The sequence below is a fragment of the Polaromonas sp. UBA4122 genome (assembly GCA_002381615.1).
Taxonomy (GTDB): domain Bacteria; phylum Pseudomonadota; class Gammaproteobacteria; order Burkholderiales; family Burkholderiaceae_C; genus Polaromonas.
Window position 1 is genome coordinate 18,538 of the sequence record DFWY01000029.1, and the last position, 13,580, is coordinate 32,117.

A 13,580-nucleotide genomic window follows, 5' to 3' on the forward strand; every position below is an offset into this window, starting at 1 on the left:
GTCTTTAAACAACATTCAGAAAATCATCCGGCACATCGCCGCAAAAATCAAAGCGAACGGTTTCACGCGAGTAGCGGCAGCTCTGAGCATCGCGCTGACCCTGATGCTTGCCTGGCTACCGCTGGCGCGCGCTGCGGCCCCGGACATCAAATGCCCCGATGGCAAAATGGCGGACGGCATTGAACGCGCCGGCAGCAGCCAGTATTGCGTGGTCATCCGTAAATTCGAACCCGCCGGGGCCAGCGCCCGGGTGCTGCTCGTATTCCTGCATGGTGACCACGGCGGAAGCGTCGAGTTGCCGGTGGACAGCGGCACGGCGTTTAACCTGTCGCAACAACTCAAAGCCACCACCATCGCCCTCCAGCGGCCGGGCTACCGCAGCTATTTTGGCGTATCTGACGGCACCACCAGCGCGCAGGATGACGACTACACGCCCGGCAATGTCGAGATACTCGCGGCTGCGCTGGAGCGGCTGCGCACGCTCAACCCCGGTAAAAAGATACTGCTGATCGGCTACTCGGGGGGCGCTGCCATGACGGCGCTGCTGGCCGGCCGTTTTCCGGCCAGTGCCGATGCTTACCTGTTGGCCGCTTGCCCGTGCGATGTACCGCAGTGGCGGCAATGGCGCAATGCTTTGCTTGGCAAAGCGGATCACTGGACGCACAGCCTGTCGCCGCAGGGCGAAGTGGACAATATCAAGGCGGGCACGCGCATCAGCCTGGTGGTCGGCAACAAAGACGACGACACGCTGCCCAAATTCAGCGAAGCCTATGTGGCCAGCCTGCAAACTCAGGGTGTGAAAACGCGCCTGACTTACGCAATCGGTGCCACCCATGTGTCGGTGCAGCGCTCGCCAGAGTTTTTCATGCTGGCACAGGAACTGGCGGCAGCGTTGTCAAGGTAACCGAGTCGCCCGGAGTTTGAAATACGGTTCCAGCACAGGCATGCGGGCATCTTTACGCTATCCTTTCACCTCTTTCCATTCCTGACTGCCATGATGTCCAAACGCTTCCTCAAATTCATCCCGGCCGCGCTGATTGCGGCCAGTCTGCTAATTGCCGGCTGCAACGAGGCTCCCGGCACCGGCACCGGCACACCGGCGAAAGCCGCCTCCACGCCGGTCTCGATGGCCGCGATTGCAGCCGAAGCCAAGGGTTTCACGGCAGGCACGATAATGAGCGCGCGCACCGTTTACGTTTTCTTTGATGCACAATGCCCGCATTGCGGCGCGCTGTGGGAAGCCGCGAAACCGCTGAATTCCCAGGCGAAATTTGTCTGGATTCCCGTGGGCCTCCTGAACCCGTCGAGCACGGCCCAGGGCGCCACCTTGCTGGCCGCCAAGGACCCGGTCGCTGCGATGGATGAACATGAAGCCTCCATGCAGGCCCAGCGGGGCGGCATCAGCGCGGGCAGCGACATCGAGGCGCAGAAGGCCGTTGTTGCCAAAAACACGGAGCTGTTGACCCGCTTTGGCTTCACCTCAGTCCCGAGCATTGTGGCCACCCAGGCACAGACCGGCGCCTTGGTGACGCACGAAGGCACCTTGTCGACCGCCGACCTCGCGGCATTGCTGGGACTGCAGCCCCCCGCCGGCTCGCCGGGCGAACCGGGGAACTCAAGCGCAAAGTAAGCATCCAGCCCCAACCGTCATTTTCAGGGGCGCTGCCGGCTGGCTTGAACATTTTCATATGCAAAAAGTGCCTCTAGCCCAATAGGCACGGGCACAGGCAGCTATTATTTTAATAGTTCAATGCCCCGTCACCGCAGGCTGCGCTCAAAAAAGAATACGGCTGCGCAGGGTGCCGGGCACCTTTAAAAGTTTAGCCAGCGCCATGTCGGAGTGCTCCGCATCGATGTCAATCACCACATAACCGATGGCTTCATTGGTCTGCAGGTACTGCGCGGCGATATTGATGTGGTTGTCGGAAAAAACCTTGTTGATTTTCGAAAGAACGCCGGGCACGTTGCGGTGAATGTGCAGCAGCCTGTGTTTGCCGGGGTGGGCCGGCAGCGCCACCTCGGGGAAGTTGACGGACGAGGTTGAGGTGCCGTTGTCGCTGTACTTCACCAGTTTTTCCGCCACTTCAACGCCAATATTTTCTTGCGCTTCCATCGTCGATCCCCCGACGTGCGGCGTCAGTATCACGTTGTCGAGGCCGCGCAGCGGCGACTCGAACACGTCCTTGTTGCTGCGCGGCTCCACCGGGAAAACATCAATCGCCGCGCCCAGCAGCGTTCTCTGGCGCAGGGCTTCGGCCAGCGGCTCAATCTCGACCACCGTGCCGCGCGAAGCGTTGATCAGCACGCTGCCCGGCTTCATCGCGGCAATTTCTGCGGCGCCAATCATCCATTGCGTGGCTTTGGTTTCGGGCACATGCAGGCTGACCACATCGGCTTCTGCCAGCAAATCCTTCAGCCGGGCCACCGGCCGGGCATTGCCCAGCGGCAGCTTGGTGACCACATCGAAAAACACCACCTTCATGCCCAGCGCTTCTGCCAGCACCGACAACTGCGTGCCGATGGAGCCATAACCGACGATGCCCAGGGTCTTGCCGCGAATTTCATAAGCGTTCTCGGCCGACTTGAGCCAGCCGCCACGGTGCGCCACCGCGCTTTTCTCGGGCACGCCCCGCAGCAACAAAATGGCTTCGGCCAGCACCAATTCAGCGACAGAACGGGTATTGGAAAACGGCGCATTAAACACCGCAATGCCGCGCTCGCGCGCCGCATTCAAATCAACCTGGTTGGTGCCTATGCAAAAGCAGCCGACCGCCACCAGCTTGGCCGCATGGGAAAACACCTCAGCCGTGAGCTGGGTCCGGGAGCGGATGCCGACAAAATGCACGTCCGCGATTTTGGCTTTGAGCTCGTTGTCTGGCAGCGCTCCGGCCAGGCTTTCGATGTGCGTGTAGCCCGCCGCTTTCAGCACATCGACCGCCGAAGGGTGAATACCCTCCAGCAGGAGAAACTTGATTTTGTTTTTGTCGATGGAGGTTTTGCGCATGGGAGGCTGCTGAGTTGGTGAGTGATCCTAAACTGTTCCCCATTCTGGAGAAATAGACAGTAACGAAGCGGTAACGGGCGCGGCCATCATCACCCGCCTCTATTTGCTTCTTATTTAATAGCTGCTTGCGCAATATCCACGGGGTCTAGAGATACCTTTTGTATAAATATTGGCGAGTAGAGCACGCTGGATTCCGACCTTCGCCAGAATGACAAATTGTGCATGGATTGCCGCGCTGCGCTCGCTATGACGAATTTATAGTACCGCCTTCTGTCGCTTCACTGCTCCATGCCTCATATCAGTTCTCCATGCCCCGCTTCAGCCGCCACTGCTTGACCAACGCATAAATCGCCGGAATCACGGCCAGCGTCAGTACCGTGCTTGAGATCATGCCGCCCACCATCGGCGCGGCGATACGGCTCATGACTTCCGAGCCAGTGCCTGTGCCCCACATGATGGGCAGCAGGCCGGCCATGATCGCCACCACGGTCATCATCTTCGGTCGCACGCGCTCGACGGCGCCTTCCATCACGGCCTCATAAAGGTCGCCGACGCTGGGCGCACGGCCGGATTCGCGGCACTTCGCCTTGACCGCTTCCCAGGCATGATCGAGGTAGATCAGCATGATCACGCCGGTCTCGGCAGCCACCCCGGCGAGCGCAATAAAGCCGACCGCTACCGCCACCGACAGGTTGTAGCCGAGCAGCCACATCAGCCAGACGCCGCCGACCAGGGCGAACGGCACCGACAGCATCACGATCAGCGTTTCAGTGATGCGCCTGAAGTTGAGATAGAGCAGCAGGAAGATGGACAACAGCGTCACCGGGATGACGACCTTCATCTTTGCGGCTGCCCGCTCCATGTACTCGAACTGGCCACTCCAGGTGGCGTAGTAGCCGGGTGGGAACTTGACCTGCTCGGCCACCGCCTTCTTCGCGTCGGCGACATAGCCGCCAATGTCGCGATCGCGAATGTCGACATAGATGTAGGCGGACAGCAGCGCATTCTCGGTGCGGATGCCGGGCGCACCCTTGGCGACGACCACCTTGGCCACTTGCCCCAAGGGGATCATGGCACCGTCCGTCGTGGGGATCAGGACCTCGCGGGCAATCTGCTGCGGGTCAGAGCGCAGCTCGCGCGGATAGCGCACCGTCACGCCAAAGCGCTCCCGGCCCTCGACGGTGGTGGTAACTGTTTCACCACCGAGCGCCGTGCCGATCACGTCCAGCAGGTCGCCCACGGCCAGCCCGTAGCGGGCCAGTTGCTCGCGGTCCGGTTCGATGTTGAGGTAGAAGCCGCCGGTAATGCGCTCGGCAAAAGCGCTGGAAGTGCCCGGCACAGCTTTCACCACGGTCTCAATCTGCTTGGCCAGTTTTTCCATTTCGTCCAGATCCTTGCCAAAAACCTTGATACCGATCGGTGTGCGAATGCCGGTAGACAGCATGTCGATGCGCGCCTTGATCGGCATGGTCCAGGAGTTCGCGACGCCGGGGAATTGCAGTGCTTTGTCCAATTCGGCAATCAGCTTGTCAATGGTCATTCCCGCGCGCCATTCGGATGGTGGCTTGAGGTTGATCACCGTCTCGAACATTTCGGTCGGTGCCGGATCGGTTGCCGTGTTGGCGCGCCCGGCCTTGCCATAGACCGAGCTCACTTCGGGGAAGCTCTTGATGATCTTGTCCTGCGTCTGCAGCAGCTCAGCCGCTTTGGTGATCGACATGCCGGGCAGGGAAGCCGGCATGTAGAGCAGCGATCCCTCGTTGAGCGTGGGCATGAACTCCGAGCCAAGCTGGGAGGCCGGGTAGACCGAGAGGCCCAATACCACCAAGGCGGCGGCGATGGTCATCTTCTTCCAGCGCATCACGCCGGCGATGATGGGTCGATAGACCCAGATCAGGAAGCGATTCACCGGATTTTTCGCCTCCGGCATGATCTTGCCGCGGATGAACAACAGCATCAACACCGGCACCAAGGTGACCGACAGCAGCGCAGCGCCGGCCATGGAGAAGGTCTTGGTGTAGGCCAGTGGCGAGAACAGCCGCCCTTCCTGGCCTTCCAGGCTGAAGACCGGCAGGAAGGACACCGTGATGATCAGCAGCGAGAAGAACAGTGCCGGCCCGACTTCCTTGCAGGCGGCCAGCATGGCATCAAACCGATCGCTGGTCGTGTGACCCTCGGGCAGGCGCTCCAGGTGTTTGTGGGCGTTCTCGATCATGACGATGGCCGCGTCGATCATGGCGCCGATGGCAATCGCAATGCCGCCCAGGCTCATCAGATTGGAGCTCATGCCCAACAGCCGCATGGCAATGAAGGAGATCAGGATGCCCACCGGCAACATCAGGATGGCGACCAGTGCGCTACGCACATGCAACAGGAAGATGACACAGACCGCCGCGACGATGAGCGATTCCTCCAGCAGCGTTCTCTTCAGGGTTTCGATGGCGCTGTTGATCAACTCGGAACGGTCATAGACTGGTTGCACCGTCACTCCTGCGGGCAAGCCGGGGCCGATTTCGGCGATCTTGTCTTTGACGTTACGGATCACTTCCAGCGCGTTCTGACCATAGCGGGCCATGACGATGCCCGACACCACTTCACCTTCTCCATTGAGTTCGGTCAGACCGCGTCGTTCATCGGGCACGAGTTCCACCCGCGCAATGTCACGGATCAACACCGGCGTGCCCTTGTCGCTCTTGACCACCAGCAATTCGATATCGCTCTTGTCGCGCAAGTAGCCCTTGCCGCGCACCATGTACTCGGTCTCGGCCATCTCCACGGCCCGGCCGCCGACATCACGATTCGAGTCACGGATCACCTGCGCCACCTTCATCAGCGGGATGCTGTAGGCGCGCAGCTTTACCGGGTCGACCGTCACCTGATAGGTTTGCACGAAGCCGCCGATGGAGGCCACTTCAGCGACGCCGTGCGCCTTGGTCAACTGATAGCGCACATACCAGTCCTGGATGGAACGCAGTTCGGCCAGTGTCTTGTCTTTGGCCAGCAACGCGTATTGGTAGACCCAGCCGACCCCGGTGGCGTCGGGGCCGATCTGCGGCGTGATTCCCTTGGGCATGCGCCCGGAAGCAAAGTTGAGGTACTCCAGCACGCGCGAGCGTGCCCAGTAGATGTCGGTACCGTCTTCGAAGATGATGTAAACGAAGGACGCGCCGAAGAAAGAAAAGCCGCGCACCACCTTGGATTTGGGTACCGACAGCATGGAGGTCGTCAGCGGGTAGGTGACCTGATCTTCCACCACCTGCGGCGCCTGGCCGGGGTACTCGGTGTAGACGATGACCTGCACGTCCGAGAGGTCAGGCAGGGCGTCGATCGGCGTTCTGAGGACCGCGAAAACGCCCCAGAGAACAATGAACAGGGTGGCGAGCAGGACGAGGAAGCGGTTTCTTCCCGACCATTCGATGATTTTGGACAGCATGCTAGATCCCGGTCAGTGAGCGCTGGTAGCGGACGCGGGTGCACTGGCCCCTTTGGCAATAGCCATTGGTTTGACATCGGTGATGACCCATTCACCCGGCTGACGCTCGACGAACTGGACAGCGACCTTGGCTCCCGGCTTCAAGTCTTTGAGCAAGGCGTCATTGGCGACCTTGAACTCCATGGTCATGGCCGGCCACTTCAGGCTGGCGACCGGGCCGTGACTGAGGCTGACTGTGCCCGCTTTCGCATCAATGCTGTCCACCGTTCCTTCGGCATGGTGGCCTGATGCTTTGACGGCTGGCAGCTCTTGCTCTGCCGGCGTTCCCGCTTTGACTGCCGCTGCTGGGGCCGAGCTGCCGAAACCGCCGACTGCCGCCTTCAGATTGCTTTCGGCATCGATCAGGAAGTTGGCCGCAACCACCACCTGTTCACCGTCCTTCAAGCCCTCGCGGATTTCAACGTAGTTGTCGGTGCGCGAGCCGAGCTTGACCTCGCGCGGCTCGAAGCGGCCTTCGCCTTGCTGGATCAGGACAATCTGGCGTGTGCCGCTATCGATGACCGCAGACACTGGCACGGTGACCACCTGGCCCTTGGCCGTTACGGGTAATTCCACCTGGGCGAACATGGCGGGTTTGAGGAGCAGGCCGGGGTTGGCGAGTTCCACGCGCACCGCAACGGTCCGCGTCTCGGCCTTGAGGGTCGGGTAAATGTAGGTCACGGTGCCCGTGAACTCCTTGTCCGGGTAGGCGTTGATTTTGACCTTTGCTTTGGCACCGGATTTGACCAGGCCGATGTCCTGCTCGAAGACGTCTGCAACAACCCACACGGCAGATAAATCCGCGACTTGATAGAGCGCATCGCCAGGCATGAAGCGCATGCCCTGCACGGCCTTTTTCTCCATGACGATGCCGGCCACTGGGGAGAGGAAGGTCATCGTCCGTTTCGTCTCACCGGATTTGGCCAACGCCTTGACCTGTTGTTGCGAAATATCCCAGTTCCTGAGGCGTTGCAGGCTGGCCTCGGCCAGTTGCTTCATGCCCGCCTGTGCCTGGCCGCCCGCATCCTTGAGCGATTCCACGCCTTGCGCAGCAATGGCGTATTCCCGCTGGGCGGACACCAGTTCCGGGCTATAGACCTCGAACAGCGGCTGGCCCTTGCTGACAGGCTGGCCGGTGAAATTTACATACAGGCGCTCGACGTAACCCTCGAACTTGGGAGCAATGGCGTAGACCCGCCGTTCATCCGGTTCGATCCGTCCGGCCGCGCGGACTAATCTGTCCATGGTGCGGAGCTGGGCGGGCTCGGTGCGTACCCCGAGTTTTTGAACCTTCTCGGTGCTGATCTTGATCTGGTTGGCGGAAGCCGGTTCAGTATCTTCCTCGCCCGTGTAGACCGCAATGTAATCCATGCCCATCGGATCTTTTTTCGGGGTAGGAGAGGTGTCGGGCAGGCCCATCGGGTTGCGGTAATAAAGAAGTTTTCTCTCCTTTTTTCCGGTGTCGCCGGCCGTATTGGCGGCACCGGCCGTCACCGCTGCAGTGCCATGGGACTGGGAGGCCCCCCTGTTGCCTAACCAGTAGCCACCGCCAGCAGCGATCAGCACGACCACGACCACGCCGATGGCAATTCCAGTACCCTGTTTCATAGATCTTCCCCTAGTAGCTTTTCAACTTCGGCGAGACGCAATTGCGCCTCGGCCTGTGCCTTGATCTGGTTTTGTTTGGCCTGGCGGATTTGTCGCTGGGCGTCGAGCAGGGTGGCAAAATCCAGCTTGCCGTTCTCGTAGCCAGCCAGGGCCGCATTGAACGTCAGCTCAGCTTGCGGCAGAAGGCTGGTCGTCGCCAGCACATCCGTGCGTTGCGCCGCCTCCAAACCGGCCAGATTCTCCGAGAGTTCGGAGAGCAGCTGATTTGCGCTTGCCTCCTTGCGTGAGCGGGCGGCCGACAGCGTGGCCTCGGCTTCCCGTTCCTGCGAACGGCGTGAGGATTGTTGCAATGGAATGTTGATCTCCACCATCAACCCCCATTCCTTGATCGCACTGCCATACTGGACCGGGGCAATGCCGACATTGAAATCCGGATAACGGTTCTTGTAGACCAGATCACGGCCTTTTTCGGCCGACTTGATGCGCGCCTCTTCGGTGAACAATTGCGGGTTGCGGGTGCGCACCCGCTCTTCCAGCGCCGCAGGGTTGAGTTGGCCTGGAACGGGCAAAGTGCGCAGTTTTTCCGGCTGCGCCAGAGGCGCTGCCGCGGGTCGTGCCAAGAGGGCATTCAGGCGTGCATTGACCTGTCGGCTTTCGCTCTCCAGGGCAACCAGTTCATTCTTCATGTTGGTCTGCTCAATCTGCGCCCGGATGACGTCCTGCTGGGCGGAGAGACCGTTGGCGTATCGATTCTGCGCAATTTTCTCCAGACGGACGATCAGATCGAGGATTTCCTGGGTCAATTTCTCGTTGCCATGCAGGAAATAACGTTGGGCCTGCGCGGTCTTGATCTTTGCTGCCAGTTCCGACCAGGTTCCCCTGGCCTTACCCCGGCTGCCTTCGGCTTCGAATTCGGCGATTTCCCGCTTCAAGTCCCGCTTGCCGAACCACGGCAGGTCCTGCATCAGCGTGTAGCGGGTGCTGCCGACATTGCTGGGCAAAAGGGTGGGGTTCTGCTCGCCCCCCTTGGTGATGTCCATCAACTCGGTGCGGAACCTGGGGTCAGGCAAGGCACCGGCCGGCGTCACACGCTCGGCGGCGGCCTGCGCCTCGTAACGCATGCCGGCGTATTCGGGATTTGCCTCCCTGGCGATGGCAAGCAACCTTTCCACATCCGCACCCGGCGGTGCTTCCTGGGCCTGTGCCGCGAAGCACCAAATGCCGACAACAGCAGCGAACAAGAGGCCCCGGGGGCTCTGGAACGATTTCATGCGAAGGTCCTTGTTTGTCATTTAATCGGGCCGGCAAGCGCCGGTCCTTGGCGGCTTACTTTGCCGGCTCGAAGCGCAGCACGGTCATGTCGTCTGCTGGGTCGACGGCGAAGCGAATCTTCTGCCCTGGCTTCATTGTGTCGAGCCAGGCCGCATCCTTGACGCGATAAGTCATGGTCATCGCCGGCATGCCGCCGGGCAGTGGGCCGTGGGACAAGGTAACCTTTCCCGTTGATTTGTCAATTTTCTTCACCACGCCATCAGTCAGAGGCGTTTCGGCGGCGGATGCCATCTGCATCGCAGCGGGGCCGCCATGGCTGCTGTGGTCCATTTGCATTTGGGCAATACCGTGCGTGGAAAAGCCTGCGGTGGCAAGCACGATGAGAGCCGGGGTGATGAAAGTCTTCATGGATTTTCTCCTAGGGTTTAGTGTCGGGCAAAAACAAGGGTGATTGACGTCCCGTAGTTTGCACACCTCGCCCCGACAGAACGCTGACCGCAAGATTACATTTCTGTTATCTGCGCTGCGGAGCGGTCGAAGCAGCGCAGAATTGCGGCCACTTTGCATAAACAATGAAACTTTGCGGGACAGACCGGAGCGTAACGAAGCTCTGTCCTCAACTGATTAGGAGACGCTATGAAAATCCTCATTGTCGAGGACGAACCCAAGACCGGGGACTACCTGAAACAGGGCTTGGTCGAAGCCGGCTTCGTCGTCGATTTGGTGCGAGACGGCCGGGAAGGTCTGCATCACGGACTGACCGAGGCTTACGACCTGGCGATTCTCGATGTGATGCTGCCCGGAATCGACGGCTGGACGATCTTGCAGGGCATCCGCAAGGCTGGCAAGGACACGCCGGTCCTGTTCCTGACCGCGCGCGACCATGTCGATGACCGCGTCAAAGGTTTGGAACTCGGCGCGGACGACTATTTGGTCAAGCCCTTTGCTTTTTCTGAGTTGCTGGCCCGGGTGCGAACGCTATTGCGCAGAGGCAGCAAGACCACGGCGGCAGAGTTCCTGCATGCGGCAGACCTGGAACTCGACTTGATGCGACGTCGGGTCACGCGCGCAGGCAGGCGCATCGATCTGACGGCCAAGGAATTTGCCCTGCTTGAACTGTTGCTGCGCCGCCAGGGTGAAGTGCTGCCACGCTCGCTGATTGCGTCGCAGGTATGGGACATGAATTTTGACAGCGACACCAACGTCATCGAGGTCGCCATGCGCCGCCTGCGCGTCAAGCTGGATGATAATTTTGAGCCCAAGCTCATCCGTACCGTACGGGGCATGGGCTACGTTCTGGAGAATCCCGATTGCGCTTGACTGGAAGAAAATCGATCACCCGGCATTTGACTTTGCTGTTCGTCATCGCATCGTCGGCCGTCCTGCTATCGCTCGGGTTCGTAATCGCCTCCGCGGTGGAAAAACACTTCGAAGAGCAGGACATGGAAGTTTTGACGGGCAAGATAGAGATGGCCCGACATACCCTTGGGAACTTGAAGTCGACGGACGATCTCGAACGCATCAGGCAACTACTGGACAACTCGCTGATCGGACACCACGGCCTCGAAATGGCCGTCTTCGGCCCGGATCACGATGTAATCTTCGCCACGCCCAATGCCAGCTTTTCTCCCGACCTGTTGGCTGTCGACGCCAGCCACAGCCTGCACCGCCCGATTACCTGGACACTGGGAGAACAGACCTACCGCGGCATCGCGGCTGAACTGCCGACCGGCATCAGCGAACGCTCAAGGGTGATCGTGGCGGTGGCCACCGACATCGCGCACCATCAGGCGTTCATGCGTTCTTTCCTGCAGACGCTGTGGATCTTCGTTGCCGGCGCCGCCGCGCTGACCGGCTTTCTTGGCTGGGCAGCCGTCCGGCGCGGCTTGGCACCGCTGCGCGCCATGCGCGCCCAAGCGCAAGTGGTCACGGCGCAACAACTCAGCCATCGCCTGCCGGTGGAATCGGCGCCGGTCGAACTGGCTGAACTCGCCCAATCCTTGAATGAGATGCTGGCACGGCTGGAAGATGCGTTTCGCAGGCTCTCGGATTTTTCCTCAGACATCGCACACGAGTTGCGTACCCCGGTGACCAACCTGATGACTCAAACCCAGGTCGTCCTGTCGCGCCAGCGTAGCGCCGACGAGTACCGCAGCATTCTTGAATCGAACGCCGAGGAGTTCGAGCACATGGCTCGAATGATCTCGGACATGCTGCTGCTGGCCAAGGCCGAAAACGACTTGGTGGTGCCGACCCGGGAAACGGTCAAGCTGGCAGCAGAGGTTCTTGCACTGTTCGATTATTACGATGCGGTGGCCGAAGAAAAGGGGCTGCGCCTCACGCTTGAAGGCGACGCCGAGGTGAGCGCGGACCGGCTCATGTTGCGGCGGGCGCTGGGCAACCTGCTGTCGAATGCAGTCCGGCATTCGGCCGCGGACACAACGCTACGCGTCACTATCAGCGCAAGCGCGGACACAGTCTCGATTCGCATGGAAAACACCGGGGACGCGATTCCGCAGGAATATTTGGAGCGGGTTTTCGACCGCTTTTTCCGGGTCGATCCCTCGCGGCAACGCAGCAGCGAAGGCACGGGCCTGGGGCTGGCCATCACCAAGTCGATCGTCATCGCTCATGGCGGCACGATTTCGGTCGCATCGGCTGGCGCAGTAACCACATTCACGATCAGACTGCCACGCGCACCCTGAGCATCGACGTCCCCAGCGCCGAGCTGCCGAAGGCGCTGGTGGCGATTCGTTAATTCATGCGCTGACAAATTACTGACCAATTTGTAATTTATCCGTCACGTTCTTGTCGGGGTCCGCTTTGTACAGTTAACTCATATCGCAATGTGGCGATTGAAGCTGGACAAGACGGTACACGATGACGACCGACCTGCCCGGAAATGTCTATCAACCTTTAAAAGGAATCATCATGAAGCTCAAATTTACAGCAACCGCATTGATCCTCGCTTCCGGCCTGATCGCTGGCGCCCCATCCTTCGCCGGAGTCACTCGCGAACAAGTCAAGGCCGAACTCGCCGCAGCCATACGCACCGGTGACATCATGGCCGGTGGCGAGAGCGGCCTCAAGCTCAACGAGTTGTACCCGAACCGCTATCCAACCAAGCAGGTGCAGTCAAGCGTCACCCGTGAGCAAGTAAAAGCCGAACTCGCGGCAGCCGTACGCACCGGTGACATCATGGCCAGTGGGGAGACCGGCGGCAAGCTCAATGAGCTATACCCGAGCGTCTATCCGGCCAAGCAAGTGCAATCGAGCATCACTCGTGAACAGGTCAAGGCCGAACTCGCCGAAGCCATTCGTACCGGTGACTACGTGGCCGGTGGAGAGAGCGGCGGCAAGTGCAACGAGTTGCACCCGAACATGCATCTACCCGTGTGAGTTTGGACAGGCGTCACCTTGGATAGGCAGAAATACGCCAGATAAGGCACTCAGCAAACCGCAGCGGCTTGTTGCCGCTTCCCTGAAATCCCGCCCTCGTGGCGGGTTTTTTTCTTCAACTAGCAATTGCGTATTCCGGGGCTAGTTTGGGCGGGTCCGCGCTACAGCTCTGTTTTGGGGTGAATGGTGTTGGTCGGGGCGATTGTTAGCCTGACACCTGGAGACGGCCACCGCTTCGGCTTGGTTGTTCGCCGGGGTGTTCAGCGCGCTGCTCTGGCATGCTGCGGTATTTTACGGCTCCGGCCGTTTTTGGGCTCTGGGTCAACATTCAATCGGCGCCAACAAGCTGACCAGCCACACCCTTGAGAGGTGGAAGTCGCAAGACGATCTCGAACGCATTACGCAACTGCTGAAGCACTCGCTCGTCGGACACCACAGCCTCGAAGTGATTGTCCTCAGTCCGAATCACGATGTGATCTTCGCCACGCCGAACGCCAACTTCTCCCTCGACCTGGTGGCTACCAGCGCCGCCCGCAGCCCACACCGCCCGATCACCACGACGCAGGGAGAACAGAACTACCGCAGCATCGCCGCTGAATTGCCAACCAGCAAAGCAGCGGAAGCCGTCTTTCCTGTTTTGCCATTCTATGAATCTATCTTGCCCCGGTTCATGGTTTGTGTCAGCCGCTTCATTGTGCAATCTTCTTTGGCTGTGTGCTACCGCACTGACGTCGGAAGGATGTCCGCATAGATTCGCTTTAGCGGCACGGCTTCCGATGCCATTTTGTCATGCGCTTTTAGCGGCCACAGCGGATATATCGGCTG

General features: G+C 60.0%; 11 protein-coding genes. 6 read left to right on the forward strand and 5 right to left on the reverse strand.

Going from position 1 to position 13,580, the window contains the following annotated elements; translation table 11 throughout:
- Positions 1-103 precede the first annotated feature (103 nt).
- The gene (locus tag B3F77_RS04055; RefSeq protein ID WP_293603716.1) at positions 104-904 is read left to right on the forward strand and encodes an alpha/beta hydrolase family protein; all 801 of its coding nucleotides are present in this window, start codon (positions 104-106) and stop codon (positions 902-904) included.
- Between the two features lie 93 nt (positions 905-997).
- On the forward strand, positions 998-1,630 hold the full coding sequence (locus B3F77_RS04060; protein ID WP_293603717.1) for a thioredoxin fold domain-containing protein: 633 nt from the start codon (positions 998-1,000) through the stop codon (positions 1,628-1,630).
- A gap of 144 nt (positions 1,631-1,774) precedes the next feature.
- Here B3F77_RS04060 and serA read toward each other — a convergent pair whose 3' ends face one another.
- From serA to B3F77_RS04085, 5 genes are all read right to left on the reverse strand, one after another.
- Positions 1,775-3,004 carry a phosphoglycerate dehydrogenase gene (serA, locus tag B3F77_RS04065; RefSeq protein ID WP_293603718.1) on the reverse strand — a complete coding sequence of 410 codons (1,230 nt, stop codon included), beginning with the start codon at positions 3,002-3,004 and terminating at the stop codon, positions 1,775-1,777.
- A 298-nt stretch (positions 3,005-3,302) separates the two neighbouring features.
- The gene (locus B3F77_RS04070; RefSeq protein WP_293603719.1) at positions 3,303-6,437 is read right to left on the reverse strand and encodes an efflux RND transporter permease subunit; all 3,135 of its coding nucleotides are present in this window, start codon (positions 6,435-6,437) and stop codon (positions 3,303-3,305) included.
- A 12-nt stretch (positions 6,438-6,449) separates the two neighbouring features.
- Entirely contained in the window at positions 6,450-8,084 is a 1,635-nt protein-coding gene (locus B3F77_RS04075; RefSeq protein ID WP_293603720.1) for an efflux RND transporter periplasmic adaptor subunit, read from the reverse strand.
- The gene (locus B3F77_RS04080; RefSeq protein WP_293603721.1) at positions 8,081-9,355 is read right to left on the reverse strand and encodes a TolC family protein; all 1,275 of its coding nucleotides are present in this window, start codon (positions 9,353-9,355) and stop codon (positions 8,081-8,083) included. Before B3F77_RS04080 ends, B3F77_RS04075 begins: the two co-directional genes overlap by 4 nt.
- 55 nt (positions 9,356-9,410) lie before the next feature.
- Positions 9,411-9,764 carry a copper-binding protein gene (locus tag B3F77_RS04085; protein ID WP_293603722.1) on the reverse strand — a complete coding sequence of 118 codons (354 nt, stop codon included), beginning with the start codon at positions 9,762-9,764 and terminating at the stop codon, positions 9,411-9,413.
- A gap of 228 nt (positions 9,765-9,992) precedes the next feature.
- On the opposite strand from B3F77_RS04085, the gene B3F77_RS04090 reads away from it, so the two are divergent.
- The 4 genes from B3F77_RS04090 (at position 9,993) to B3F77_RS04105 (ending at position 13,506) form a co-directional block, all read left to right on the forward strand.
- Complete coding sequence (locus tag B3F77_RS04090; protein ID WP_293603723.1) at positions 9,993-10,676, forward strand: heavy metal response regulator transcription factor; 684 nt, start codon at positions 9,993-9,995, stop codon at positions 10,674-10,676.
- On the forward strand, positions 10,667-12,061 hold the full coding sequence (locus B3F77_RS04095; protein ID WP_293603724.1) for a heavy metal sensor histidine kinase: 1,395 nt from the start codon (positions 10,667-10,669) through the stop codon (positions 12,059-12,061). The genes B3F77_RS04090 and B3F77_RS04095 overlap by 10 nt, the downstream gene beginning before the upstream one ends.
- A gap of 226 nt (positions 12,062-12,287) precedes the next feature.
- Positions 12,288-12,755 (forward strand): DUF4148 domain-containing protein, encoded by a 468-nt coding sequence (locus B3F77_RS04100; RefSeq protein ID WP_293603725.1) that lies wholly within the window; start codon positions 12,288-12,290, stop codon positions 12,753-12,755.
- A gap of 244 nt (positions 12,756-12,999) precedes the next feature.
- Entirely contained in the window at positions 13,000-13,506 is a 507-nt protein-coding gene (locus B3F77_RS04105) for a hypothetical protein (RefSeq protein ID WP_293603726.1), read from the forward strand.
- Positions 13,507-13,580: the final 74 nt, after the last annotated feature.

Bases quoted from the DNA above. Each gene is read 5' to 3' on its own strand.
- B3F77_RS04085 (WP_293603722.1), bottom strand. From the start codon at position 9,764: ATGAAGACTTTCATCACCCCGGCTCTCATCGTGCTTGCCACCGCAGGC.
- serA (WP_293603718.1), bottom strand. From the start codon at position 3,004: ATGCGCAAAACCTCCATCGACAAAAACAAAATCAAGTTTCTCCTGCTG.
- B3F77_RS04090 (WP_293603723.1), top strand. From the start codon at position 9,993: ATGAAAATCCTCATTGTCGAGGACGAACCCAAGACCGGGGACTACCTG.
- B3F77_RS04100 (WP_293603725.1), top strand. From the start codon at position 12,288: ATGAAGCTCAAATTTACAGCAACCGCATTGATCCTCGCTTCCGGCCTG.
- B3F77_RS04075 (WP_293603720.1), bottom strand. From the start codon at position 8,084: ATGAAACAGGGTACTGGAATTGCCATCGGCGTGGTCGTGGTCGTGCTG.
- B3F77_RS04060 (WP_293603717.1), top strand. From the start codon at position 998: ATGTCCAAACGCTTCCTCAAATTCATCCCGGCCGCGCTGATTGCGGCC.
- B3F77_RS04070 (WP_293603719.1), bottom strand. From the start codon at position 6,437: ATGCTGTCCAAAATCATCGAATGGTCGGGAAGAAACCGCTTCCTCGTC.
- B3F77_RS04055 (WP_293603716.1), top strand. From the start codon at position 104: ATGCTTGCCTGGCTACCGCTGGCGCGCGCTGCGGCCCCGGACATCAAA.
- B3F77_RS04080 (WP_293603721.1), bottom strand. From the start codon at position 9,355: ATGAAATCGTTCCAGAGCCCCCGGGGCCTCTTGTTCGCTGCTGTTGTC.